Genomic DNA, 24648 nt, shown 5'->3' with positions numbered 1-24648 from the left:
GCCTTCAAGCGCGTGGCCAAAGCAGAGGGAATCAGTCAGAACGCGCTGCTAGAGCGTTGCATCCTAGAAGCCCTAGATGTTTTCGCCCTAGAAAATCTCTATCTGCACACGCACAGAGAAATCTTTTTAGCAAATCTTAGCAAAGGAGAGAAGATGAAAACTTAGAGAATGCGATGAAAGTGGTCGGGCCAATAGGATTTTAACAAAAAATACAAAGAATAAGAAGGAAGAACAATGGATGTGGTGTACGCCAAAAAATACGAAGATGTATTGATCTCAGCTGTGGGGCTCAATGGGCAGAACAGACTAGAAGTGCACAAACTAGCAGCCATGCTAGTGGACGCAGAGCATGACTATTGCCAAAGACTGCAATCACGACCTCAAGCGATTAGCAAAGAGATTTTTCTCCTATGCCTTTTTGGAGCTTTACCAGCCACGCCGTAAAGCCCCTAGCTTTAGCTATGGGGATATAAGGCTAGCACCAACATAGCTGTGCTAATATTCGTGCAATCAAGGGGTAATACCCTTGGGGTTGGGGCATCAACCTTTGGAATAGGGAGTGTAAGACTCCAAACGGAGCTGTCCTGCTTGAAGCCGCGATCTCCACTAAAGTTGGAATCCCCTAACTTTAGTTGTGGGAGAGTATGTCAACCCTGCATTTTCTGTCGGCTAAACTAGGCCATCCTAGCTCGCTTTTGGTGGAGTTTTCATGCGTTGCAATTTTGGGCTACGCCCTATCTTTTTTGCGTACCAAGCTCAACAGATCGAGCTGATGGGAATCTATGTGATTGCTGGAGTTTGAGAATCCGGGCCTACAGAAAGACAGACGCGAGCTCTAAACTCTATTCCCAAAGCCTTTAAGAAAGTTTGCAGGGAGTTGTGAATGTCTTGGGGGTTTAGGTCTTTGAGGATAAACACCAATTGGGGTTTTTGCCCGTGGATGTGATTTAGATGGGTCGGAGGATAGATGATGTGTTGCACTCCGTTGAGAGCCACACACGCTTCATGTGTTTGGATAATTCCCTTGGTGCGCAAAATGCGATCTCCATATCTGTAGAGCAGAAAGCTTAACCACAGGGTAAAAGCACTCCAATCTAGGCATGCTTCTAATTCTAAACATAGGGTTTGGAAGTGTGGGTGGGGTGTTGGGGTGGGTATGGGAGAGGTCAGCAGATTTTCTTGGAGCAAGACTAGAGGGTCTAGTTTGGCTTTATCATAGATGAGTGCAGTAGGGTTGATGCTAACCACTAGGGAGCTCAGGGCGTTAAAATTATCTTGCAAATCCGTTTTGGTGATCACCACCACGCTGGAAGTGGCGATCTGATTTTGTGCTTCCGTGTGTTTTTCTAGGTGTTGGGCGCCCAAGAGAGCATCTAGGCAGGTGATGACACTTTGCACCTTAAAATGTTGGCTCAAAAAGACATCGTGGATAAGACTGAAGAGAATGGGGGCGGGGTTAGCAATGCCACTGGTTTCTAAGATCACATGATCGGGGGCTTCTTGGGCAATGACCCTAAGCGAATCGATCAAATCTTGGCGGTAATGGCAACACACACAACCCCCCTGCAATAGCCGTATGCGCTCGGGCACAAAACATAAATGTTTTAACACCTGCGCGTCTAAACCCACCTCCCCCCACTCATTCACCACTACAGCTAAGTTTTGGGAGCGATGGGCCTCTAAAATTTGGGCTAATAGAGTGGTTTTGCCACTTCCTAAAAAGCCGGTTAGAATGCTAATGGGGATTTTAGCCACGGCTCAAAAAATCTAACAAGGCGGGGTCTAAAATATCTAGGGGTTTGGAGCTTAAATTTTGCGCCTTGTAACAAAGTCCACCCAAGTCCTTCACCAATTCCCTGCGTCCCTTTTGATCCTCTAAGATGAATTGCGTCCCCCATGCGCGTAATTTTAACCCGTAGAATTTGAGGATTTTATTGGCTATCTTCACTCTTTGCATGCGGAGTCGCATGCGTTGGGCTGGCAACACATGCGCATCACTCCAGTGCAGAGCCGTGTTGAGATCCGCACACAGAACACACATTATTTTTTTCTAGGACAGCGACGGACAAAGTCATCGGCAATGGTGTTAAAGTCCACCCAACGCACGCCCTTATGGCGGTTGATATATTGGATAATGCGTTCATGCATGCGCAAGACCTGCGGTCGCCCGCTCACATCTGGGTGAATGGTCATGCAAAAAACGGCGTAATCCATTTCGTGGTAAACCCAATCAAATTGCTCAAGCCAAAGTTCTTCGATGTGGCGTGGGGGGATAAATCCAAAGCTATTGGGGGCTTTTTTGATAAACATCATGGGGGGTAGGTCATCCAAATACCAATTACCTGGTATTTCTACCAAATCTGTTTCCACTCCCCGCACTAAGGGTTTCATCCACTCCTTAGCTTCTAGGCTATAATCGATGGTAGTCCACGAATCCCCCACCCGCACATAGTAGGGGGTGAAATCTCGGTGCATCAAAGAGTGATCGTATTTCACTCCATATTTTAAGAGCAGTTCGTTAGTAACACTAGAAAATTCCCACCAAGGTGCAACATAACCAGTGGGATTCTTGCCCGTAAGGTCTTTGATCAAGCCGATAGTTTTGACCAAAACATCTTCTTCTTGTTTAGGGGTCATGGCAATGGGATTTTCATGGGAGTAACCATGCAAGCCCACTTCATGCCCGGCTTGAACGATCAGTTTCACCTGATCGGGAAAGGTTTCTATAGAATGCCCGGGAATAAACCAAGTGGCGGGGATCTTATATTTTTCAAAGAGGTTCAAGAGGCGTGGCACACCCACCTCACCGGCAAAAATTCCCCTTGAAATGTCATCTGGGGAATCCTCCCCCCCGTAACTCCCAATCCAACCTGCCACCGCATCGATGTCCACACCATAAGCCACTAAAATTTCTTTTGCCATGTCCGTCCCTTTAAGATACTTGTGTTTTTAAGGCGTGCACTAAATTTAAATCCCTCAAATAAGGAATCTCCTCTCTCTGTCTAGCTACCTCTTCTAAATTCAGCTTAGTTACCAGCACCTCATCCAGCCCACCGCTGGCTTCACATAAAAGATCCCCCATGGGATTGATAATCCTAGAGCGCCCCGCAAATTCCAAATGGTGGTGGCTATAGGGGTGCTCCTCACTCCCACTACGATTAGAAGCGAGCACAAACACCCCATTTTCTAGGGCGCGCGCTCTACTCCCTAAATCCCATGCATAGCCTCTCCTGCGACTAAAAGCGGCAGTAAAGATCACTACCTCTGCCCCTTGTAAAGCTAGGGCTCTTGAGCCTTCAGGAAAGCCCACCTCATAACAAATCTGCAAGCCTACTTTTACGCACACTCCCCCTAGATCGAGTGCGAAAATAGGGTAAGAATCCCCTCGCTCAAAGCGATCGATCTCATCTCCCCATAAATAGATTTTGCGGTATTTTCCTACAAGTCCTTCAGGAGAGAGAATATAGGCACTATCATATAGATGTATCCCCTCCTTCTCGATTCCACACCCCACCACCACGACCCCGCTCTGCTCAACAAAACGCTGTAGGGCTTGCAAAGTGGGCGCGCTCAAATCTCCCAAAGAGCTAGCTAGCTCCCTATCCTTAGGGTGCACACAATACCCACTATCAAATAACTCAGGGAAAACAAGGAGCTGTGCCCCCTGTTGGTGTGCCTCTTTGGCTAAACCTAAGGCCCTCTCTAAATTCTGCGCGCTTGCAAAAGAAAGGGCTTGCATTTGCACCACACCGGCTATAATTTCTCTTGCCATCTTGACCTCCTAAAAGTCTCAGATCAAAAGCCGACCCCCCTCCCCTAAGAACCAAATCACACCAATTTGTGATGCACCTCACCACATTTTTCCTCTAGTTCCTGCACCCTTTTTTCCAGCTGGGCAATTTTGAGGACATGGCGGTTGGGCACTACCACGAGGGGAATGTCTTTAACTTTACCTTTAACGCGTTTAGGGCCATGGTGATCCCACACGGTCGCGATGAGTTCTTCTGGGTTTTCCTCGCCCCAAGAACCATAATAGAGCAGGTCTTTGGGAGGCTCGTCTTTGACATGCTTTTTCACAAACTCATCATAGGGTAAGCCTCTCTTGAGACGGGCTTTGCGCTCATCAGCACGCAATTTTCGCGTAGCCTCCTCATCGACTACAAAGGTTTCCTTATCCCAAACCACCTTATAGATATTAGAAGCCACATGCTCAGAGATACGCCCTATTTGCAAGTCCTCCATCACTAGTTCAGGGTCGCGCTCGAGCACATCTCCATAACCCCCACCACAGCCTTGCGAAATCATGTAAAGTTCACCCTCTTGGGAGCGGTCAAATTGCAAGCCCATGTGATAAGTTGTGTAAACTCCACCTTCAAAGGGGCGCTCATTCATCACGCGTTCCATAGATAGATCAAACTCTTCAGGGTTCTTTTTGATGATCTCAAAGATATTGATTCCCTTGACCATGGCTAAGGGGTAGGTGGCGCACCCATAGCCTCCAAAGAGCCCGGGCACACTAGAAAATTTTGCCCCAGAAGTTACAGTCATGAAGCCCCATTCGGGCGTGTTGCGCGCAGCTACAATCATCTCATAGCCCATGCCACCGCGGTATTTTCCAAAACCTTGGTTATCACGCACCACGCGCTTGCTCACCAACTGCAAGAAAGGCACTTCTTCTTCCATTACCTCTTGTTCGCCAATATCCGCCATCGCGCAGAAAAGTGGAGCGACTGCGTCCTCACCATCTCTAAAGGCTTTCGCACCACCACCCATGCCATTGAGATCAGCGCACAGATTTCCCACCTGTTCACCATGCTGAGTTTCCCCGCCCCATAAAAAGTCGTTGATCTGGTTAAACCAAGGGGCTAGGACATTGGCGTACTTGGTGTACATAGAGAATTGCAATTTGGCATAGGCAATCTGCAAGGCACTAAATGCCCTAAAGGAAGCTTGCAAGTTCTGCCCATTGGGCGCATCGTAAGAACAATCCCCCCAAGTGCCCTCATCTGAGATGATCTCAATGGGGGAGAGCGCCCCAGTGGAGCGGGGCAAATCAGGCCACCAGTGGTTTAAAATCGCTTGAGCAAAAAATGCCTTAGTGGATGCTAGAGGAGAGTTGATGGCGCGGTTGATAATCTCTTTGCCAGAGCCTCTTAAATCCACGGTCATGTGATCACCCTTTACCGTGATTTTGCAAGCAAACTTGATTAAAATGTTTTCCTTGAGGGTGGAATCGACAAACTGCTGCACGGTAACGATGCCATCAGGCATGGCAGCAATACGGCGGCGCACTTCATTTTCCACATCCTCAACGGTCATGCGAATTGCCCCTACAAAGGCATCAATCCCGTATTCATCGATCATGCGATCCACAATGTCCATGACTCGGCGCACCGCCCCCATTTTGACCTTAATGTCAGCGAGCATCAGTTTAGGATCGCGGGTGGAGTGTTGCAAGAAAGTCAACAGATCGCGGCGCAATTTACCCCGTTCGACAATTTTCATGGGGCTTCCGCGCAGACCATCATCGAAGGGAGTTTCAGAGCCTGAAGGCATGCCTCCGGGTTCACATGCTCCATTTTCCCCCTCGTGAATAGTCGCCCCCACCCAAGCGATGATCTCGCCATTGCGAATCACAGGGGTTAACATGGATTGATCTGTGTTGTGTACGCATCCAAAGCGTGCATCGTTATGGAAAAAGCCATCTCCCTCATGAATACCCACGGTGGGTTCGTCCTTCCAATACTTCATAATGTAGCGAATCGGGTGGTGCAACACGGCTGCAAAGGCGATCACCCCGCGATTGGACATATAGCACACATCTCCACTAGCAGTGTAAACTGCTACAGAGAGGTCTGCCCATTTGGCCCCCGGAGCCGCCCCCATGCTCTCGCACATCTCAAAGGCTTCATCTAACGATCCGCTCAAGCGCCTGCGGATGCGATCGTAAAGCAAGGGATTGCCTCCTTTTTTGAGTACCTCCTCCTCCAGAGGGGTGCGTTTAGCAATGGAGTGGTGGCGCATGATCGCTGGATCAGGGCCTAAAAACAAAGTGGTTTCGTTCATAAAATCATCCACCCATGCTTGCTCCTCTGCACTTAATTCCTTTTTTGGGGCGTGCCCGTGGTGGCTGTGGGCATGGGGGTGTTTGTGGGCTTCTACATGAGTTCCTTGTTTTTTCATTTTCTCTCCTTATTTGGCATTGACATCGTCTTTAAGCAACCAAACCGCCCCTTGAGGGGTGGGCTCTACGCGCCAGTTCTTCTCGATGAGGTATGTTGTGCTCTTGGTGGTGATGATGGCAGGACCATGGATCACATAATCCGCATTCAAGACACTTTCATCATAGATAGGCGTTTCGATGGGATCTTTCTCATCGACATAGTGCACCTTGCGCGTGCTTTTGGCGGTAGGGACGCGTCTTTTATGATCAGAATAGAGCTCCTTGAAATGCACTACATCAGTTTCAATGTAGGTCGCTACGCGCACGGTTTGCACACGCACGCCCGCCTCTGGAGCTTCTACCCCCTTGCCATAGCGTTTAGCATAGACATCTGAGAAAGTGCGGATGGCTCGCAAGACATCCCCCACATGATTAAAGCGGTTAATGTCGAGCACGACCGAAGTGGTAACCCTCTGGTTACCATAGCGCATATCCATTTCCAAGCGGTGTTGCACCCCAGAAATATCATAACCCTGACGGCGTAAATCCTCCTTGCCGCGTCTTTCCAATTCTTCGATGTATTCGTTCATGCGATCGTATTCGTCAAAGAGTTTGCGTTCAATGGGTTCATAGAGCACAATATAACCACTGCGCTCATGGATGTGCAAGGGCTTCATATTCCCTGCCCCAAGGGCGGAGAACACGGAGGCAAAGGGGGGGAATAGGATTTTATTGATCCCAGCGTGGTAGGCAATTCCACAGGCATGCAAAGGACCATTGCCCCCATAGGCGACCATGGTAAATTCATCTACATTACCCCCATTTTTGCGCAATTCCATTTCAATACCGATTGCCATTTGCTCGTCCACAGTGCGCTTAATCACCTTAGACACTTCAATCACATCTAAATCTAAGGCGTCGCAGAGCTTATCTTCAATCACAAATTTAGAGCGTTTAGGATTGAGCTTGATCACCCCATTCGCATAATTATCTGGGTCCAAATAGCCCAAAAGCAAGTCGGCATCGGTCACCGTGGGATTGAGTCCGCCCCGATCGTAGCAAGCAGGTCCTGGGTCAGAACCCGCACTCTCAGGTCCAATTTTGACCGCTTGGTGAATGCGATCGTAGGTGGCAATTGATCCCCCCCCCGCTCCTAGAGTGTTAAGATGGATCATGGGCAAAGTGACCAGCCAACGACAAATTACGGGTTGAAAATCGTAGTGTTTCACCCCACCCTTGGGCAAAATCCCAATATCAAAAGAGGTCCCTCCCATATCCATACACACTACATTCCCAATATCTGTAGCTTCTGAGAGGTGTTGGGAGGCACTCACCCCACTCACGGGTCCTGAGTGAATGGTTTGCAGACTATCTGTGGAGTTACTCTGCGCCATTCCCCCACTATTGTGAATTACTAGCATGGGTTTGCCATACCCACTATCACGCAGGTTAGAGCTGAGTTGGCTTAGAGCATGGAACATGATTTCATAGAGGAAAGCATCAATAATGGTCGTATTAGCGCGGACATACTCACCCTTACGGCCTGAAACTTGAGAGCTTAAAATTACAGGGATTGCTCCCAATTCGTGGGCGGGGTATTCCTCTAAGATAGTTTCTAACACCAGTTGCTCATGGCTGGGGTTTTCGGTGGCATTAGTCAACGCAACTACAATGGCTTGCGCGCCATTATCCACCAAATCGCGCACCTGTTTTCTGACATCTTCTTTTTGCAAAGGGACCAAAATCTCCCCCACACTATCCACCCTCTCTTTAACAGAGCGCACCATACGCCTGGGCACAATGGGGTCAGGGCGTTGAGCGTTGGGCATGTTGCCCTGTTCTGTAACATCTAAGCCCTCGCCATAGCCCTTGCCTCGTGAGAGATGGATGGTGTCTTCAAAGCCATGGGTAACAATCGCGCCCACACGCGGACCCTTGCCCTCAATCAAGGCATTCGTGCCCAAAGTCGTGGCGTAACGCACACTATCCACTTCTTTGAGCACTTGTTCTCTAGTGAGACCTGCCATTTTGCACGCATTGTCCAAAGCAGCGTTAAAACCCAAAGAGAGATTGTGGTGCGTGGTGAGTGATTTAGACTCGATGTATTTTCCATCCCAGGCAAAGAAACAATCTGTGAAAGTCCCGCCAATGTCTACAGAGATGCGTTTCATGGGAGCTCCTTATTTTTTATCAAACTTGGCGCGCAGGTCTGCTTGCGCATTTTCGCCTGGGCCATATTGCACGGAAGTTTCAGGGTCTTCTCCGATTTCTTTCCAGCGCCTTTTTAAGTCGTCAATGTCCCAGAGCATATCGATAGTGGGAGGGTAGTGGGGGGGGACATATTCGGTTTCGATCTGAGTTCCACAGGTGGGGCAGTAATACTCATAAATTCGGCAGAACTTGGGATCAGGCGAAAAAGTGTACTGATAGCGTTTGGGGTCCAAAATGGGAGGATGGATTTCCTCAGGATTGCGATCGTAAATGAGGGTGCCTTTTTTGTAGGTATCCCTCGCATTGCCAAAATCATGGCCACAGATGCGGCATAGCCATCTTTCACTGTGCAGGTCAATCATCAAATACTCGGTCATGGGAACACGCATGTTTACTCCTTAAGCTTTGTCTTCTAAAATCAAATCGCCATTGTCGGTTACGAGCAAGCTCCACCCTTCAGGCACTCTCGCAGTGAAGAAAGGCCCCTCCACAATGGCAGGCCCTTCCATATGTGCGCCGGTTTTTTGGTCTAATAACACTACGACCGGATTATGGTGCAGACCCTTCTCTTCGATCACCTCACGGCTGCTATTCACTTTAGCCGTGGTGGTGTATTTGGGCAAGCTGGCGTGTAGACTGGGATGAGAGAGCTCATAGCGCACATGGTAAGCCAAAATGCGTTTTTGATCCTTATCGATTTGAGCGGTGTCGTCCAAGTGGGTTGTATGGTTTTCAGAGCCATCGGCATTTTCCACAATTACTTTCCACTCGTGTTTGCACTCATTCCAGTTATAGCCCTCTTGATACATGTGTCGCTTGGCTTGCTCCTGCATCTGTGCTTGGATAGCTTCTACTTCAGATTTGTCTAAATCCGTAATGTCGCGTTCAAAAGTTTGAGCCACATCAGAAAAGCTAATCCCATAGGCTGAAAACACGGCGGCTAACTTGGGCACGATCACGCGCTTAATCCCCGCTTTACGCGCAGCCAAACACGCACTCATAGGCCCTCCGCCCCCAAAGGCTGCCAGTACGGTGTCTTTTTGCACATGATCTTTTAAGCACGCAGCTAAATGCTCCCCATAAGCCTCTTCCATCGCAAAAAGAGCCTCTTCTAGGCTCACCCCTAAAGGTTTAGCAATTTTTTCGGTGATGGCTTGAATCGCGCGTTGCTTGTCTAATTTCTGCTGTCCATTCAAGTAGGTATCTGGATCAATCACACCCAGGGCGACATTGACATCGGTCATGGTAGCTTCTGTGCCCCCGAAGCCAAAACAGGCAGGTCCAGGTGCAGCACCCACGCTATCAGGGCCAACCGTGATCGCACCCTTGTCATCTACGCGTAAGATAGAGCCCCCACCCACTCCAAAGGACTTCACATCGCTCAACTCAAAAGAAATCTGAATGCCCTCGACAGTCCCACGCCTCTCGGTTTTAATTTTATGCGCCTCTACTTCCCCCACATCGGAGGTAGTGCCCCCCACATCCACCATTAAGACATGGTTAAAGCCATAGGCTTTGGCCAGGGCTTTTGTGCCCTCAATGCCCCCCCTAGGCCCTGACGAATAGGTTTTGAGTGCCACCGATTTAGCCACCCGTGAAGAAGCCCCATCATTGCGATAAATTAGCAGGGGGTTTTTAACCTTGTGGGCCTTGAGACGGTGTTCTGCGGAATACAAAAAGCGCTCCATCGTGGGGTGCAAAAAGCTATTGAGTAGGGCCGACCAAATGCGTCTTACTCGACTAGTGTCATGTGTGAATTCCCACGAGAAAAGCACGGGCACAGAACCCAGTAAATGCCTAGGGAATTGCAACAGGAAGACATGTTTAAACGATTTTTCCATAGCACGATCCTTGATCGCCACTACCAATCGCTCAGCCCCCTTATTGGTAAGGGTGTTGACCGCACTCACTAGTTCCGCTTCCATCTGCTGGGAATCGTGGATGTGCTCCAAAAGTGCTAGGCGCGCTCCCACAAGGCTATCAAATAGATCCTGTTGGTGAGAGGTCTTAGTAAGCTTGGCGTGCAGGTGTGGGTCATCGGTGATGAGACCCAATTTAGGACCCTTGCGCTCCACAAGTGCATTGGTACCCTGAGTGGAGGAATAACGGATCAGCTCGGTTGTGTGTAATAATTTAGTAAACCCATCCTTGCCATAAATTTCTTCACTCGCCTTGGTGATTCCTTTGAAAAAACACTCAGATAAATCCACGGGAGTGGTGAGGGTTTTGGTGTAAGTCACCTCAGACCCACTCACCACGCAAATATCTGTCAGCGTGCCACCATTGTCTAAATTGACCAAGTACTTCAACTTAACTCCTTTTCTTGAGATTGCTTGTAAAATCTACACCAGAAGGCTAGGGCAGGGGCGGGTTATCCACACCCGGTGCTAGTTCCAAAGGAACGAACTGCCCCCCCTTGACTTCAAATACACCTAAGTTGGTGATGACTTTAGACACGCACCTAGGTCCTGTAAGAGGTAGGGAACACTCTTTGACTAATTTCAGATTGCCCTTTTTATCTGTGTGCTGCATGAGCACGATGACTTTTTTTGCGCTGGCCACCAAGTCCATCGCCCCCCCCATTCCCTTTACCAATTTGCCCGGCACCATCCAGCTGGCTAAATCCCCCTGGGCTGAGACCTCCATCGCTCCTAGAATAGTCAAGTCTATATGCTGCCCGCGAATCATTGCAAAACTCTCCGCCGAACTAAAATAACTCGCGCCGGGGCTTTGTGTGATCGTCTGCTTACCCGCGTTGATCAAATCTGGATCCACCTGCCCTTGGGTAGGGAATGGTCCCATGCCCAGCATACCATTTTCACTCTGTAGCATGACACTGATATTTTTAGGGATAAAATCGGCTACTAGAGTGGGAATCCCAATACCTAGATTGATGGAGTACCCGTCTTTAATATCCTCGACCGCCTTTTGTGCCATCTGTTGGCGGTTCCAACCCATGCTATTGTAATCCATCTATTCTCCCTTTTTGAGTGTGAGCTGCTCGATTCGCTTTTCAAATTGCCCCTCGAAAATACGATCCACGAACACTCCAGGGACATGGATAAAGTTAGGATCCAACTCCCCCAATTCCACAATTTCCTCCACTTCGACCACGGTTACTTGAGCCGCTTTGGCCATCATGGGATTGAAATTCATCGCTGTTTTGTTGAAAATAAGATTGCCATAGGTATCTGCCTTTTGGGCTTTGATAAAGGCAAAATCTGCTTTGAGAGCTGTTTCTAAAATGTAAGTGCGCCCATTAAAGTCCTTATGCTCCTTACCCTGGGCAATAATGGTGCCCACCCCCGTAGGCGTGTAAAAACCCGGAATCCCTGCTCCGCCTGCGCGGATTCGTTCGGCTAAGGTGCCTTGCGGATTAAACTCAACTTCTACCTCGCCTTGTAAGAATTGCTGTTCAAAGGTAGCGTTTTCGCCCACATAACTGGCGATCATCTTTTTGATCTGCTTATTTTTCACCAACCACCCCAGTCCAAAATCATCTACACCCGGATTGTTAGAAATACAAATAATATCTTTCACTCCGCTTTTACTGAGCGCCAAAATAGAATTCTCTGGTATCCCGCACAGCCCAAACCCCCCAAACATGATGGTCATGCCATCTTTCACGCCTGCAATAGCCTCCTCAATACTGCCTACCACCTTATTCATACACTTCCTTAATGCTAGAGTCGCTCAATGAGCATCGCCACCGCCTCACCTCCGCCCACGCACAAACACACCACACCCAAGTATTTGTCATGCGTATGCAAAGCATGTACTAAGGTAGTGAGTAATCTTGCTCCACTGGCCCCAATGGGATGACCCAAAGCAATCGCCCCACCATGCACATTGACCTGCGCATCGTCCAAGCCCAAATCCCTTTGGGTAAGCGCGCCGACCACTGCAAAAGCCTCGCTAATTTCATATAAATCGATGTCGCTAACTTTCTTGTGATTGCGCTCTAAGAGGTTGCGGATAGCCGGGGCCGGGGCTACGGGGAAAAGATGTGGGTCATGGCTGAAAGAGTTGTAATCTACAATTTTGGCCAAGGGTTTACTTGAAGTGTCTTGGGCTAAATCTTTGCTGGCTAATACGAGCATGCTCGCTCCATCGCTAATTTTGCTCGCATTAAAAGCAGTAATCGTGCCCTCTTTATCAAAGGCAGGCCTGAGTTTTAAGCCCCTCTCAAAATCCACACGACCCGGCTCTTCGTCCACACTAACCAGCACCTCCCCCTTTCTGCTTGGCACGCTAATGGGCACTACTTCGGCTTCAAAAGCCTTATTCTCAATGGCTTTCAGGGCCTTCTCATAGCTGTGCTTAGCAAAGGCATCTTGCTGGGCACGGCTTAACTGGTGTGTTTTGGCACAACCTTCAGCAAAATCTCCCATCAGAGCCTTTTGGTAGGCATCTTGCAAGCCATCTTTGAAAAGACTGTCCTCAAGTTTGGCATCGCCCATCTTAAAACCTATGCGACTCCCCATGAGTAGATGGGGTGCTAGACTCATGTTTTCTATACCGCCGGCCAAGACGACCTGAGAGCGCCCTAAAGCGATGTCGCTAGCCCCCAGCATAGCAGCGCGCAGACCCGACCCACAAGCCTCATTGACCAGCAAACAACCTACAGACTTAGGTAAATCAGCGTTCAAAGCCACCTGCCTAGCCGGGGCCTGTTTGAGCCCCGCGCTGATCACATTCCCCACAATGCACAAGTCTAGCAAAGAGGCATCAAACCCACTCGCATTAAACGCCTCTCTAGCAACCACACTCCCCAGCGTTGTAGCGGGTATACTCGACAAACTCCCATTAAAAGAGCCAATAGGACTGCGTTTCGCGCTGTAAATGTAAACTTCCTTTATCGCCACCATCACATCCTTAACTTTTAGGTTCATTCTCACATGTCAAAGCAAACCATCGAATAGTAAAGTTCAGAATGGCCTAAAATAGACACCTTACAATTTACATTTAGTAACATAAAACACATCAGAGTGCTAGCGCAGTGGGCACGAGGGAATGCTTCCCTCGTGTGCTCGCCTAATCCTCAATTTGGTTTGTTTTGAGGCGTTTGGCGTAGATCTTGCGCAATTTTCTGATGTCTTGTTGGAGCTCAAAGACCCCATGCCAGTGGGAGAAATCAGGACCGCCCATAATTCCCCCTTGTCGCATACGGCGACCTTCATGGTGCCAGAGATGGTAGAAAATGCGCTGGAATTCGTCATTCCACATGTCTTTGTCCAACAAATTTTTCTTGGCAAGCCCCTCTTTCATTTTGAGTGCCTCATTGTAATACTCATTGTAGAGCAAGATATTTTTATCCGCCATCGTAAAGAAATTGTCGATGTGGGTGGAGTTATGGCAATCGACGCAGCCCGCTTTCATTTCCGCGCGCGCAGCTTCAGGGCCTTTAGGATTGCCCGCCAAAGGATTGCCATGGGTAATCCGATAATTATCCATGTAGGCATCGCTAGCGGTTTCAAATCCGCCCGTTCTGAGTCTGCTCAAGGGCATGAAGAGATTCCATTTCAAGCGGCGGCTCACATTATGGGTTACAGGGCTTTTAGAATTACCGCTCATGTGGCATGTCGCGCAGGTAGGAGCTCTAAAATCGGGCACTTTCCAAGTCCCGGGTGCGGCATCAAAATTCCATGTATTTCCCTCAGAATTAAAGATATGCCCGTGCATGGAATTGTTGTAAATCTCAATATCGGGGTGATCGGGACCTAAGTGGCAACTCGCACATGCGGCGGGTTTTCTAGCCTCTGCTAAACTGAATTTATGCGCGCTGTGGCAACTGGCGCAATTGCCCACAGACCCATCGGGAAAAGCCGTGCCAATGCCATAAGTGGGCCAAGTCTCCGGGGTGGGGCGTCTGTTTTTATCTAGCTTAATAATGGATCCATGGCACTGGATACACCCGGTGGCTTCAGGGGCATGTTTGAGGTCAGGATGCCCGCGCCCCTCCACAAGTTCCATCAGATCGCGCATACTCGCCTTTGCCCAAACTTGCACCGCCCCTCTAGCATGCCCGCTATGTCTAAATTCCATCGTTTCTTTCTCATGGCACTTACCACATGTATTGGTGGAGACCAACACAGAAATAGGCACTTTAGAGCCTTCATGCCCATCCATGGTGAGCATGGGGCTATCTCTGGTAACCCCGTGGCAGTCAATACAGCTCACCCCCGCATGGGCATGCCGACTCATTTTCCAATCAGCGACAATGCCCGGGTTCTTCTTAGCATGGCATTCAATACAACCCTTGGCTTCCGCTTTCATATCTCTAAAAGTCTTCAAAGGCAACTGCACATCCATGGCGTTATCCACACTAGTTCCCCCTTGAGGGTGTGCATTCAAAACCCCTAATACTACGCTGAGTATCAAGACCAAGAACGCATAGCACTTAGTCTTAGAAGCAAGCATGGCGATCTCCTTGTAGTGGATTAACAACATCATCACTCCTTGCTAAAGGTTTGATCGGGATGGACGATCTCTTGGATCGCGTGCTTAGTGCTATCTTCTGCATTGATGGGCACTTGTTTGCCATCGATCACAAAATCCCTAGGGTAGGGCTTGTAATTGTCTTTGAGATATTCCCTTAAATGCAATCCTAGATTTTTATGTCCCACCTCATCTAAGTGGCATTCCACACACTTCTTTTGGCTAAGTCCCTCAAAATAATCCCGGTGGGGCAAAAAAGACTTCATATTCGAAGAAGTGGCGCGCATCAAACTGCTATGGCAGTGCAAACAGCCCGAATCAAAGACATATTCGGTGGCGCGACGGCGGTTTTTCTCCCAATCAAGCTTGTTGGGGTCCTTAAAGACATTCCCATAGACATCTTCCATGCCCAAGATCGCCTTACGCACAAAGTAGCTAACTACATTGTTGTGGGGCAAATGGCAATCCACACATCTGGCCTTGAAACCCACGGCATTATTGCCCCCGTGTTTGTCTAGGTGGTAAGCGTCTATTTCGGGTTTCATAATATGACAGATTCCACAAAACTTATCGTCAGCTGTCCACTCTACGGCTTGCACGGTCAAAACGCTCAAAAAAACGCCCGCCATACAACCCCCTACAAATATCCAAAATAGAAGATATCTTTTGCCTTTGAGAGTTTCTACAATATCCATTGCTTCCTCGTCATCAACAATACTCGAAAGAATTGCACAACAAGGTTAACCAGTAAAGAATCAATGGGCTAAAAAGTCTTAATTGTGAGTAAAAAAGTCTATTATCCCTCCTCCAGTTGTCAAAAATGAGGCACGATAAAGATCGTTTTTTGCTCTAAAACGATATTGGGATCATCCATACTATAAGCCTTGATCGTGATGGGTAAAATGCCCTTTTTGGCTTGGGTCACTTCATGGGTTAAATACGCTTCCTTAGCTTTTTGCAAGGGCATACGCAAAATCACCACTACCTTCAATTTGCCCTGTGGATCGACATTAAGCGTGCCTGTAGGGCGCAAAATGCTGATATTGGGATCGTCTACATTAAAAGTGTAGGCGTGGGGCCTATTGCTCGTATTTTGAAACAAAAAGAGGTAGCTATTATCCACAAACTCCCCATGCAAGGCGTATAACTGCCCCCCATGGGTGATGTCTAAAATCATGGGGGCTTTTTTGAGAGAGCCCACCACCACTACGCCCACCACGATCAATAACACCCCCACATAACCCAAAGTCTTCGCTCGCCAGAACTTCACGGGGCTTTGTGTAGCTTGTGCTTGACTAGAAGACCAGTTGACGAGGCTTTTCTTGCCTATTTTGCCCATTGTGGTAGTGCAAGCGTCCACGCATTCTAAGCAGTTGATACATTCTAATTGCATACCCTTGCGGATGTCGATATGCGTAGGACACACATGCACGCAGTGGTTACAGCTCACACATTCGTTCTTTGGGTCGCGCCTTTGGGGTAGAAGGGGAATTTTGACACCAGCTTCATTGTAAATGACTCCCCCCCTACGCGTATCATAAATGGGGTTGAGAGTATGCTTGTCAAAAAGCACACTCTGCACGCGCGCATAAGGACACAAGTAAATGCAGAAACGCTCTTGCACCCATGTGATATCTAAGAATACGATTGCGCTCAAAGCCGCCCAAATCCCTAATAACAGGGCATGATCTTGGGGATTAGCAATGTGGGCGAAGAACTCTAAGGGAGGGACAAAGTAAAAGAGCAATACAGCCATCGAGGCGATGGGCACTGGCGCGAATAACACGAGGGCCAAGATTTTTTTCAACTTATTGAGTGCGGTAGGGGGAGTGGGGCGTTGTTTGTTGGTGATCTTGGCATGCAAGCCTAAAAGTTTAGTCTCAATCAAATCACGTAAGATTGTTCTAAAGATTGTCTGTGGGCAACCCCAACCACACCACACTCGCCCCAGCATGGAGGTGATGAAAAAGATAAAGATAAATAAGAAGATCACTAGAAAGGGGAGCAAATACATCTCTTGAGCGCCATAAATTTTGCCCAACAGGTGGATTTGCCGGTGCTCAAAAGAGATTAAGAAAATCTGTCCATCACCTACACGGATAAAGGGGATGAGGACCGACAAGAAACTAATGCACACATAAACTAAGTAGCGTTTAAAGCGCCATGAACGGCCAAAGGGGGTTTTCTTAGGGAGATTAGGCGCACTTGCCATAAGAATTCCTTGAGAATAAATAGCCCCATACTAGCAAAGTTTATTTAAGGGGGTTTAAAGATGGGAATGCACCTAGCCACCGTCCTAATGCTGTATAATACCCTCAAAAACACCAAAGGCGAGAAATGGCAAACCCGGAGATTTTGGTCCTAGATTTTGGGAGTCAGACGACTCAACTCATCGCACGGCGTTTGCGCGAATGTGGGGTATATACGCAAATTTACCCCTACAATCACCCCCTAGAGCAGATTCGCGCACAAGCCCCAAAGGGGATTATTTTAAGCGGAGGGCCTGCTAGCGTGTATGATTCGCAAGCTTACCATTGCGACCCTGAGATTCTTAGCCTTAATCTCCCTCTTCTGGGGATTTGCTATGGGATGCAGTGGTTGGTGCACGCGTTGGGGGGGCGCGTAGCGCGCGCATTATCCCAAGAGTTTGGCAGGGCGCATTTGGAAAATCTGCACGATCACCCCTTGTTAGCGGGGATTGAAAATTCCAGCGTGGTGTGGATGAGTCATGGGGATCGCGTGGAGGTCCTGCCTGCTGATTTTGAGGTGTTAGCCCAGAGTGGGCATGCTCCCTTTTGTGCAATCGCGCATAAACATCAGCCTATTTATGGCCTACAATTTCACCCAGAGTCTGCACACAGCGCGCAGGGAGGGCGTATTTTGAGCAATTTCGCACAGCTTTGTGGTTGCACGCAAGAGTGGAATATGCAAGATTTTTTAACCCAGCAAATCCAAAGCATCCAAAATCAAGTAGGCAGTGATCGGGTGTTGTGCGCGGTGAGCGGGGGGGTGGACTCAAGCGTAGTTGCGGCTTTGTGCGCACGCGCTTTAAAAGAGCAAGTAGAAGTGGTCTTTGTCGATCACGGCTTGCTAAGGGCAAGCGAGCGCGATCAAGTGGCGAACATGTTTGCAGATTTGCAAATCCCCCTACATGTGCTGGACGCGCAAGATTTATTTTTAAGCCGTCTTAAGGGGGTGGTGGACCCTGAGAAAAAACGCCAGATTATCGGACATGCCTTCATTGAAGTCTTTGAACAAAAGGCACGAGAGCTCTCTAAGCAGGGGGTGATCAAGTGGCTTGCTCAGGGTACACTTTACCCCGATGTCATCGAATCGGTGAGTGCTAAAGGACCTTCAGCGGTGATCAAATCTCACCACAATGTGGGCGGACTGCCCGAGAAGATGAATCTCAAACTCTTAGAACCCTTGAGAGAACTCTTTAAAGATGAGGTGCGCGCGCTAGGAGCGCGTTTAGGGCTGCCTGAAAAGATGTTAGCGCGCCACCCATTCCCTGGTCCCGGTCTAGCGATTCGCATTTTAGGCGAGGTCAACACACCCAGCCTAGAACTCTTGCGCCAAGCCGACTCTATTTTTATAGACGCTTTGCACGCTGAGGGGCTTTATCATGAAGTGTGGCAAGCCTTTTGCGTGTTGCTCAATGTGTTTTCAGTGGGGGTGATGGGAGATAAGCGCACCTATGATAACACCATCGCTCTTAGAGCGGTGCAGGCAAGCGATGGGATGAGTGCGCAATGCGCACCTCTGCCCTTTGACTTTTTAGAGCGCGTGGCTAATAGTATCATTAATCAGGTGCCTGGGATTAACCGTGTGGTCTATGACATCACTTCTAAGCCTCCAGGGACGATCGAATGGGAATAACACTCAAAGGCCTGTATGCGATCAGCGATTCCAAACTCACCCCCTACCCTGACTTACTTAAGCTAGCCGAACGCGCCATTGAGGGGGGGGTTAGTCTCTTGCAACTGCGTGATAAACAGAGTAGCGATAGGGAGCTTTTAGGCTTGGCTAAAGAACTGAACGATTTATGCATCCAAAAGGGCGTGGGCTTTGTGATCAACGATCGCCTCTGCCTAGCCTTAGAGTGCAACGCGTGGGGCTTGCATTTAGGAGAGCAAGACTTGCCCCTAAACGAGGCACGCGCGCTCTTTAGCGGGGTGATCGGGGTCTCTTGCTATGGGGATTTAGAGCGCGCCAAACAAGCCCAAGATCAGGGCGCAGATTATGTCGCCTTTGGAGCGTGCTTTCCCTCCCCCACTAAACCTAATGCCTCCTGCATAGACTTAGAAGTCTTAGAGCGTGCTAAAGCGTGCTTAAAAATCCCGGTGTGTGCGATCGGAGGGGTGAATACGCAAAATATTGCGCGCTTAAAGCATGCAGATATGGTTGCGCTCATTAGCGCACTTTGGCAGGGCGATGTGCGCGCTAATGCGCAGGATTTGTTGGCAAATTGGCATGTGCATTAAAACTTATCGATGGATTTTAGGGCTTTTTGGAGCGTTGTTATTAGGCGGGTGTGCTAGAGAGGCGTATTTAAAGAGTGGCAATAAGGCGCGCTATGCCCAAGACATCAAAAAAGCCCTTGCAGACTACCAAAGGGCTGGAGAGTTGGGGAGTGCACGGGCGTATGAAAAATTAGGCATGCTCTATTGGGAGGGCGCGCCCAAAGATATCACAAAAGCCGTTGTTTATTTTAGAAAGGCGTGTAAGCTAGGTTCTAAGCAGGCCTGCGCGCTGGTGGCACGCCCCTCTGAGAGCCAAGTAAATACCTATTTAGAAGGGTTGCTTCAGGCCGGTTATGCTAACGATCGCCCTAAAATCATGGCTTATTTAAACAAGATGACACAAATGGGGGTTGCGCGCGCCTATTTGGCTCGTGGACAATTCGAAGAGAGTAGCAACCCCAAGCAAGCTATCATGGACTACCAAAAAGCGGGCAAAATGGGGGATATGCAGGCTTACCACACTTTAGGCTGGATTTATGAGCAGGGTTTGTTAGGTGTACGCAAGGACATAGACCAAGCGATCAAATATTACCAACGGGGCGCAAAATTAGGCGACCCCTATGCTTGCCATAGTTTAGGGGTGATTTATTGGGATATTCATAGTGTGCGTAAAAGTCGCAAAAAAGCTAAAAAATACTTTCTAAAGGGTTGCGATCTGGGCTTTAAAGGGTCTTGCGATATGCTCAAAGTGGAGTGGCACATGATTAGGCATTAATCCCCTGCATCTCAGCTTGAATTTCGCGTTCTAGGGTTTGGGTGAAAACCTCGCTATAGGATTTATCTTGGGGAAGGCTGTTTTAAAGTCCACCTAGCGAGGGCTTTGGGCATGAGTAAGTTAAAATTACCTACCACTTGCGCCGTAAGACCCCTAGCTTTTGCTACCTATCAATACCTGGCTAGGACACAGAGCATGCGCGCCCTTTTAAGTTAGCTTGTATTAGAATGCGTGTTGTAGGACTTTCGCGCTTAAAGGATTGAGCATGGTTGTAACGCATTTTGCCCCCTCCCCCATGAGGCATTTACACATCGGGGGGTTGAAGACGACTCTTGTGTCTTCTGTGAGCGTTTTGCGTTTTTAGAGCCGTGGCTAATGGTATCATTAACCAAGTGCCCGGGGGGATTACTCCATGCTCAATCCCATTAGCGCGCTTTTAGGCTTAAACCAACTCCAAGAATTGCTCAAAGATCAACCCAAGCAATTCAACGCCACCCTCCCCCTACTGCTCAAGGTACTTGAGAAAAAGGGAGCACAAAAGTACTTGTTACAGCTGGGGAATCAAATCATAGAAACCAAGAGTCAAAAACCCCTAGTTATAGGACAGAGCTATTGGGCATTGATGCAAAAAAGCTCCGTAGGCGCGATCATGTTATCTCATTTGACCCCTCAGCCCAAAATTATGGAACAACTCAAAGATGCGCCCCTCAAACTGGACATTAAGGACCTGCCTACCTTGTTTACCCAGGAAGATTTTAAGGGTTATAAAGACATGTTGGTCCAGCATTTTGCCCACGCCACTACTAAGCAGGATTTTTTGCTCTTAGGCAATCTGTTACTTTCTTTGCAACACCAGGTGGTCAGCCTTGTGATCAAGGATCGCCATAAGGAAGCATTATTGCAATTCAAGCCAAAAAAGGACAAGCAACAACGCTTAGACTTTTACGCCCTCTACCCACACTTAGGGCCCTTGCAAGGGAGTATTATCTTTCACAATCCCGCTTTAGAGTTGTTCATGCACGTGGTTTATGAGAGCACAAAAACTCTGTTACAGACTCACCAGTACGCCCTTAAAGGCTTTGAGAATGTGCATATTAGCACCAGCCCATGTCCTATCGAGCCTCTATTTGTTTTTGAGGAGAATTTGTTGGATACGCGCGGGTAGGGCTTTTGGACTTGATAAAAGAGTGCTCATAAAGCCTTAAAAGCACGATGAAAAAGGCGGTAATCGTAGGACCTACGGCGATCCCCCAAAAGCCAAATTTACTGATGCCTGCCAAAATGGAGAAAAAGATCAAAATCTCGTTAATCTTGAGGGTGATTTTGAGGATTCTGTGTTTGATAAACCCAATGAGCCATGGCTTGACTAGGCTATCGATCAAGCCCCCAATGAGGATGATGGAATAGAGAGCAATGATAATCGCTGTGCTGCTATTGTCGCGATAGGCCTCATAAATCGCCACAGGAATCCACACCAAAGTACCACCTACAATGGGAATGAGCGAAGCTAGCCCGTATAAGATCCCCAAAGAGAGCCAATCTAAATCAAACCACACCACCAGCGCCCCAAAAGCCACGCCTTGTAACACAACATTGATAATGGAGGTGAGCAAGACCACCCGCAGAATTCCTGCCACCTCTCTAAAGATGCTTTGGCTATGGTGTCGCTCAAAGGGTAATACTTCCAAAATGTAGTGGTAAAAGCGTCGACCATAAAAAAAGCACAGGAATAAAAACGCTAAGACCATCATTGTGTCGCTGGCCAGCTTTAAGCTGTATTTACCAATATCGCTACTGAAACGCAAGACATAGGACATAATGGATTGAGCTGAGAGATGCGAGATGAAACTCTTGGCATCTGTATTGATCGCAGGAAAACGATCTAAGAAAACAAGCAAATCCGCCTTGAACTTGTTGAAAAAGAAAGAGAGTTTCTCAAGATTGATATGGGCGAGAAAATCAATGCTTTGATGGACGATGAAATAGAGAGGCAGGACTAAAAAGCTCAACAATACTACCACGCAGAGCAGAGAACTAAAGAGATTACGCATGTAGTTGTCTAAAAATTCTTTGAGCCAAAAGACGGTTACGCATAACAACCCAGCGATGAGCAGGTCCATTAAAAAGTCTTCATAAAGATAGAGCATCCAGTAAAATGCAACGCCAAACAAGAGCCAAAAGAAATACACCGGACGCATGCCAACCCCCATCTTAGGTTTTTGTATAATAATACCCAAAAAGGTCAAGCTTGTATCTATACAAATACTGCGCCAGTGGCAATGATTTTTTAATCACCCACCAATTTACACCCAGCGATCGCAGCGTGTTAGCCAAACAGGTTTGTGATCGGCATTATGGTTTTGGAGCGGATGGCTTGGTGGTGTTGTTACCCCATCATAAACACGCCTATACATGGGAGTTTTATAATGCCGATGGGAGCTGCGCAGCTATGTGTGGAAATGCAAGTCGTTGCGTGGCACTCTATGCCTACCAGCAAGGTCTAGCCCCTTTAAAACACATATTTTTAAGCGCAGCAGGGGCAATCCATGTAGAGGTACTAGAGTGTCGGGATGATTGGGGCATGGTAGAAAGTAATTTAGGAACATACACCATCCAAGATCGTTTAAATGTAGAGGGACAGGTGTGGGATTTAGTAGATACGGGTGTGCCCCACTTGGTGCACTTTGTAGATAATCCTAGCCAAATCCCCACGCACAAGACCTCCCAAATGCAAGATTTGCGTGTGCGCTTTAATGCCAATGTCAACATCGCCTACATCCAAGACCCGCACACCATCAAACTAGCCACCTATGAACGCGGAGTCGAAGACATCACTTTAGCCTGTGGCACGGGCATGGCGGCTGTGTTTGTGTGTGCACATAAACAGCATGGCTATAATACAGAGGCCACTTTGGTCCCACCCAGTGGTGAACTCTTGAACTTGCGCCTAGGAAACGATGGAATCTATTTCAAAGGAGAAGTGCGTTTTGTAGGAGCTGTTCTTAAAGAGAAATTCTTCAAGCTTTTGTCCTAGAATGTTCAGCCTTAGGGCGTGCGGTTAGTACATGCTAGTATCCCAAATGTTAGAGTTAACCCAGCGTGATCTCACCCATTTGATCAAACCACTTCTTGAAGGGCTTACCCCCTACTTGTGATTTATTGAGCACGGCACTCAGAGCCGTGCTAGCTACATCAGGAGTCATGCCCAAATCAATCACTGCACTCCCCAAGCCCGTGATCTGCTTTGCCGTGCTATTATTAGACACGTCGATGGTATCGCCCAGCATTGAGCACGCTTTGGTTCTGTGCCATGCTCTCGACTGCCTCATTCGCACTTAAAATAGGTGCTAGACTTCTTAATGGGAACATTCTGCTCCCTTTCTTTAGTCCTTGGAAGGCAAGTTAAACTCTTTTTTAGGGCAAGATAGTTTGATTTGATACTCTTTTGATAATTTGCTCTCCACTTAGCCAAACTCCAGTTATAAGCAAGCCCAGCACAGCCAAAGCAAAACTAGGTCTGGGCTTTGTAGTTAGGGTTAGTTATAGGATTATATGTTTTATTTTGCTGTGTCTAGCTCTAAAGTCAATTTAACCTTGATCGCATAAGTCCGCAAGAAGTAATCCACCTTTGGCTTCCCCTAAATTCTAAAACCACACACCCAAAAAGCCATGCAATACAACAACTTATATCTATCGAGCATACCTGACCTTATCCTCAACTATACTTTGAGTAAAAAATCCTCTCTTGGCACTGCGTTAAACACCTTTACCAACTCCACAAAGTCGTATAAAAAATTTTCTTGGAGGGGTTAGTGCCCCACTAAAAGCCAAACATAGCAAATCAGCGAAAAGGCCACGAAAAACATGACAAGGGCGATGAGCAGGTCTAGGAGTTTGGTGATTTTGCTAAGAATTTGGCTTAATTTAAACGCGCTATAGCCCAAAGTAAAGAACCACAGACAGGAGGCGCTCATTGCCCCTAGGGCAAAGAGGAGCTTTTGCTCAACGCTAAACATCAATGCGGACGCGCCTATGACAAAGACGGTGTCTAAATAGACATGGGGGTTTAAGAGCGTTACGGCTAGGGTGAGTAAAATTGTTTTTTTAAGGGGTAGGGGGTTGGACTTAGAAAATTTGGGGGAAGATTGGGGCGCAAATGCAGATTTTAAAGAGAGGAAGCCATAATACAGGACAAACAAAATTCCAATGGAGGCGATGAGGAGGTTTAAGATTTTGTTTTTGGCTAAAAACGCCCCCACGCCAAACACCCCAAGCCCCATCAAGACCACATCACAGATAAAGCAAATGCCGCTGACGATAAAAATATGATTCTTGATCATGCCCTGCTTGATGACAAAGGCGTTTTGCGCCCCGATCGCCACAATGAGCGACAAAGACAAAAAGAAGCCCTTTAGGAAAAATGGCATGGTTTGATCCCTATCATTTTAAAGCCGCCATTTTAATATAAAGTTTGTGAATTTTTGGGAAATTTTAAAAAAGGAGATTTAAAAGTGTTTCCCTAACACCTAAGCAAGAGAGCCTTGAGCCTGCTCTAAGACAACGAAGTCTTAAAGGGTTTCTCTAAGAAAGGAGGTGAT

At 47.9% G+C, this 24648-nt stretch carries 24 protein-coding genes and 1 pseudogene; 7 read left to right on the top strand and 18 right to left on the bottom strand.

The window, feature by feature from the left end:
* Positions 1-234 precede the first annotated feature (234 nt).
* On the top strand, positions 235-444 hold the full coding sequence (locus KCO92_RS05440; RefSeq protein ID WP_104695146.1) for a hypothetical protein: 210 nt from the start codon (positions 235-237) through the stop codon (positions 442-444).
* Positions 445-780: 336 nt separating this feature from the next.
* On the opposite strand, the gene KCO92_RS07635 is transcribed toward KCO92_RS05440, so the two are convergent.
* The 14 genes from KCO92_RS07635 to ccoG all read right to left on the bottom strand — a co-directional run bounded on the left by KCO92_RS07635 (position 781) and on the right by ccoG (position 17024).
* The gene (locus KCO92_RS07635; RefSeq protein ID WP_104695145.1) at positions 781-1755 is read right to left on the bottom strand and encodes a CobW family GTP-binding protein; all 975 of its coding nucleotides are present in this window, start codon (positions 1753-1755) and stop codon (positions 781-783) included.
* Entirely contained in the window at positions 1748-2041 is a 294-nt protein-coding gene (locus KCO92_RS05430; RefSeq protein WP_104695144.1) for a hypothetical protein, read from the bottom strand. The genes KCO92_RS07635 and KCO92_RS05430 overlap by 8 nt, the downstream gene beginning before the upstream one ends.
* A complete protein-coding gene (locus tag KCO92_RS05425) occupies positions 2041-2922 on the bottom strand; it encodes a polysaccharide deacetylase family protein (protein ID WP_104695143.1) in 882 nt (293 codons plus the stop codon). The genes KCO92_RS05430 and KCO92_RS05425 overlap by 1 nt, the downstream gene beginning before the upstream one ends.
* Positions 2923-2932: 10 nt before the next feature.
* Positions 2933-3772: a carbon-nitrogen hydrolase family protein gene (locus KCO92_RS05420; protein ID WP_104695142.1), complete on the bottom strand. Its 840-nt coding sequence runs from the start codon at positions 3770-3772 to the stop codon at positions 2933-2935.
* 56 nt (positions 3773-3828) lie between these two features.
* The gene (locus tag KCO92_RS05415) at positions 3829-6183 is read right to left on the bottom strand and encodes a hydantoinase B/oxoprolinase family protein (RefSeq protein WP_199766155.1); all 2355 of its coding nucleotides are present in this window, start codon (positions 6181-6183) and stop codon (positions 3829-3831) included.
* A gap of 9 nt (positions 6184-6192) precedes the next feature.
* Positions 6193-8334: a hydantoinase/oxoprolinase family protein gene (locus KCO92_RS05410; RefSeq protein WP_104695141.1), complete on the bottom strand. Its 2142-nt coding sequence runs from the start codon at positions 8332-8334 to the stop codon at positions 6193-6195.
* A 9-nt stretch (positions 8335-8343) separates the two neighbouring features.
* Positions 8344-8763 (bottom strand): acetone carboxylase subunit gamma, encoded by a 420-nt coding sequence (locus KCO92_RS05405; RefSeq protein ID WP_104695140.1) that lies wholly within the window; start codon positions 8761-8763, stop codon positions 8344-8346.
* 9 nt (positions 8764-8772) lie between these two features.
* Complete coding sequence (locus tag KCO92_RS05400) at positions 8773-10683, bottom strand: hydantoinase/oxoprolinase family protein (protein ID WP_104695139.1); 1911 nt, start codon at positions 10681-10683, stop codon at positions 8773-8775.
* 46 nt (positions 10684-10729) lie between these two features.
* Positions 10730-11347, bottom strand: a complete 618-nt coding sequence (locus tag KCO92_RS05395) for a 3-oxoacid CoA-transferase subunit B (protein ID WP_104695138.1) — start codon at positions 11345-11347, stop codon at positions 10730-10732.
* Positions 11348-12043, bottom strand: a complete 696-nt coding sequence (locus KCO92_RS05390; protein ID WP_104695137.1) for a CoA transferase subunit A — start codon at positions 12041-12043, stop codon at positions 11348-11350.
* Positions 12044-12057: 14 nt separating this feature from the next.
* Positions 12058-13242, bottom strand: coding sequence for a thiolase family protein (locus KCO92_RS05385; RefSeq protein ID WP_104695136.1), 1185 nt, complete (start codon positions 13240-13242; stop codon positions 12058-12060).
* A gap of 166 nt (positions 13243-13408) precedes the next feature.
* Complete coding sequence (locus KCO92_RS05380; RefSeq protein WP_104695213.1) at positions 13409-14794, bottom strand: multiheme c-type cytochrome; 1386 nt, start codon at positions 14792-14794, stop codon at positions 13409-13411.
* A gap of 32 nt (positions 14795-14826) precedes the next feature.
* A complete protein-coding gene (locus KCO92_RS05375) occupies positions 14827-15507 on the bottom strand; it encodes a cytochrome c3 family protein (protein WP_104695135.1) in 681 nt (226 codons plus the stop codon).
* A gap of 119 nt (positions 15508-15626) precedes the next feature.
* The gene (gene ccoG / locus KCO92_RS05370) at positions 15627-17024 is read right to left on the bottom strand and encodes a cytochrome c oxidase accessory protein CcoG (protein ID WP_104695134.1); all 1398 of its coding nucleotides are present in this window, start codon (positions 17022-17024) and stop codon (positions 15627-15629) included.
* 125 nt (positions 17025-17149) lie between these two features.
* Here ccoG and guaA point away from each other — a divergent pair, with 125 nt between their 5' ends.
* From guaA to KCO92_RS05350, 5 genes are all read left to right on the top strand, one after another.
* Positions 17150-18691 (top strand): glutamine-hydrolyzing GMP synthase, encoded by a 1542-nt coding sequence (guaA, locus tag KCO92_RS05365; RefSeq protein ID WP_104695133.1) that lies wholly within the window; start codon positions 17150-17152, stop codon positions 18689-18691.
* A complete protein-coding gene (thiE, locus tag KCO92_RS05360) occupies positions 18682-19296 on the top strand; it encodes a thiamine phosphate synthase (RefSeq protein WP_104695132.1) in 615 nt (204 codons plus the stop codon). Before guaA ends, thiE begins: the two co-directional genes overlap by 10 nt.
* Positions 19259-20050: a tetratricopeptide repeat protein gene (locus KCO92_RS05355; protein ID WP_158652978.1), complete on the top strand. Its 792-nt coding sequence runs from the start codon at positions 19259-19261 to the stop codon at positions 20048-20050. The genes thiE and KCO92_RS05355 overlap by 38 nt, the downstream gene beginning before the upstream one ends.
* A 265-nt stretch (positions 20051-20315) precedes the next feature.
* A complete protein-coding gene (locus KCO92_RS07435; protein ID WP_233709706.1) occupies positions 20316-20414 on the top strand; it encodes a glutamate--tRNA ligase in 99 nt (32 codons plus the stop codon).
* Between the two features lie 48 nt (positions 20415-20462).
* Entirely contained in the window at positions 20463-21215 is a 753-nt protein-coding gene (locus KCO92_RS05350) for a hypothetical protein (RefSeq protein WP_104695130.1), read from the top strand.
* On the opposite strand, the gene KCO92_RS05345 is transcribed toward KCO92_RS05350, so the two are convergent.
* Positions 21163-22248 carry an AI-2E family transporter gene (locus tag KCO92_RS05345; RefSeq protein ID WP_104695212.1) on the bottom strand — a complete coding sequence of 362 codons (1086 nt, stop codon included), beginning with the start codon at positions 22246-22248 and terminating at the stop codon, positions 21163-21165. The genes KCO92_RS05350 and KCO92_RS05345 overlap by 53 nt on opposite strands.
* Before the next feature lie 50 nt (positions 22249-22298).
* Between KCO92_RS05345 and dapF the strand changes: the two genes are divergently transcribed.
* Positions 22299-23084 carry a diaminopimelate epimerase gene (dapF, locus tag KCO92_RS05340; RefSeq protein WP_104695129.1) on the top strand — a complete coding sequence of 262 codons (786 nt, stop codon included), beginning with the start codon at positions 22299-22301 and terminating at the stop codon, positions 23082-23084.
* A gap of 55 nt (positions 23085-23139) precedes the next feature.
* Here dapF and KCO92_RS05335 read toward each other — a convergent pair whose 3' ends face one another.
* From KCO92_RS05335 to KCO92_RS05325, 3 genes and pseudogenes are all read right to left on the bottom strand, one after another.
* Positions 23140-23337, bottom strand: a complete 198-nt coding sequence (locus KCO92_RS05335; RefSeq protein ID WP_104695128.1) for a hypothetical protein — start codon at positions 23335-23337, stop codon at positions 23140-23142.
* A gap of 38 nt (positions 23338-23375) precedes the next feature.
* Positions 23376-23549 (bottom strand): annotated as a pseudogene (locus KCO92_RS07430) (hypothetical protein); the annotation flags it as partial.
* Between the two features lie 310 nt (positions 23550-23859).
* Positions 23860-24477 (bottom strand): LysE/ArgO family amino acid transporter, encoded by a 618-nt coding sequence (locus KCO92_RS05325; RefSeq protein WP_104695127.1) that lies wholly within the window; start codon positions 24475-24477, stop codon positions 23860-23862.
* Positions 24478-24648: the final 171 nt, after the last annotated feature.

It is taken from the genome of Helicobacter salomonis (assembly GCF_017979425.1).
GTDB lineage: Bacteria > Campylobacterota > Campylobacteria > Campylobacterales > Helicobacteraceae > Helicobacter > Helicobacter salomonis.
The sequence above is the reverse complement of the archived record's forward strand: the minus strand, read 5'-3'. Positions and strand labels throughout refer to the sequence as shown.

Coding starts and splice junctions, on each gene's coding strand:
- KCO92_RS05440 (WP_104695146.1), top strand. CDS start 235: ATGGATGTGGTGTACGCCAAAAAATACGAAGATGTATTGATCTCAGCT.
- KCO92_RS05430 (WP_104695144.1), bottom strand. CDS start 2,041: ATGTGTGTTCTGTGTGCGGATCTCAACACGGCTCTGCACTGGAGTGAT.
- KCO92_RS05425 (WP_104695143.1), bottom strand. CDS start 2,922: ATGGCAAAAGAAATTTTAGTGGCTTATGGTGTGGACATCGATGCGGTG.
- KCO92_RS05420 (WP_104695142.1), bottom strand. CDS start 3,772: ATGGCAAGAGAAATTATAGCCGGTGTGGTGCAAATGCAAGCCCTTTCT.
- KCO92_RS05415 (WP_199766155.1), bottom strand. CDS start 6,183: ATGAAAAAACAAGGAACTCATGTAGAAGCCCACAAACACCCCCATGCC.
- KCO92_RS05410 (WP_104695141.1), bottom strand. CDS start 8,334: ATGAAACGCATCTCTGTAGACATTGGCGGGACTTTCACAGATTGTTTC.
- KCO92_RS05405 (WP_104695140.1), bottom strand. CDS start 8,763: ATGCGTGTTCCCATGACCGAGTATTTGATGATTGACCTGCACAGTGAA.
- KCO92_RS05395 (WP_104695138.1), bottom strand. CDS start 11,347: ATGGATTACAATAGCATGGGTTGGAACCGCCAACAGATGGCACAAAAG.
- KCO92_RS05390 (WP_104695137.1), bottom strand. CDS start 12,043: ATGAATAAGGTGGTAGGCAGTATTGAGGAGGCTATTGCAGGCGTGAAA.
- KCO92_RS05385 (WP_104695136.1), bottom strand. CDS start 13,242: ATGGTGGCGATAAAGGAAGTTTACATTTACAGCGCGAAACGCAGTCCT.
- KCO92_RS05380 (WP_104695213.1), bottom strand. CDS start 14,794: ATGCTTGCTTCTAAGACTAAGTGCTATGCGTTCTTGGTCTTGATACTC.
- KCO92_RS05375 (WP_104695135.1), bottom strand. CDS start 15,507: ATGGATATTGTAGAAACTCTCAAAGGCAAAAGATATCTTCTATTTTGG.
- ccoG (WP_104695134.1), bottom strand. CDS start 17,024: ATGGCAAGTGCGCCTAATCTCCCTAAGAAAACCCCCTTTGGCCGTTCA.
- guaA (WP_104695133.1), top strand. CDS start 17,150: ATGGCAAACCCGGAGATTTTGGTCCTAGATTTTGGGAGTCAGACGACT.
- thiE (WP_104695132.1), top strand. CDS start 18,682: ATGGGAATAACACTCAAAGGCCTGTATGCGATCAGCGATTCCAAACTC.
- KCO92_RS05355 (WP_158652978.1), top strand. CDS start 19,259: ATGCGCAGGATTTGTTGGCAAATTGGCATGTGCATTAAAACTTATCGA.
- KCO92_RS07435 (WP_233709706.1), top strand. CDS start 20,316: ATGGTTGTAACGCATTTTGCCCCCTCCCCCATGAGGCATTTACACATC.
- KCO92_RS05350 (WP_104695130.1), top strand. CDS start 20,463: ATGCTCAATCCCATTAGCGCGCTTTTAGGCTTAAACCAACTCCAAGAA.
- KCO92_RS05345 (WP_104695212.1), bottom strand. CDS start 22,248: ATGCGTCCGGTGTATTTCTTTTGGCTCTTGTTTGGCGTTGCATTTTAC.
- KCO92_RS05335 (WP_104695128.1), bottom strand. CDS start 23,337: ATGCTGGGCGATACCATCGACGTGTCTAATAATAGCACGGCAAAGCAG.
- KCO92_RS05325 (WP_104695127.1), bottom strand. CDS start 24,477: ATGCCATTTTTCCTAAAGGGCTTCTTTTTGTCTTTGTCGCTCATTGTG.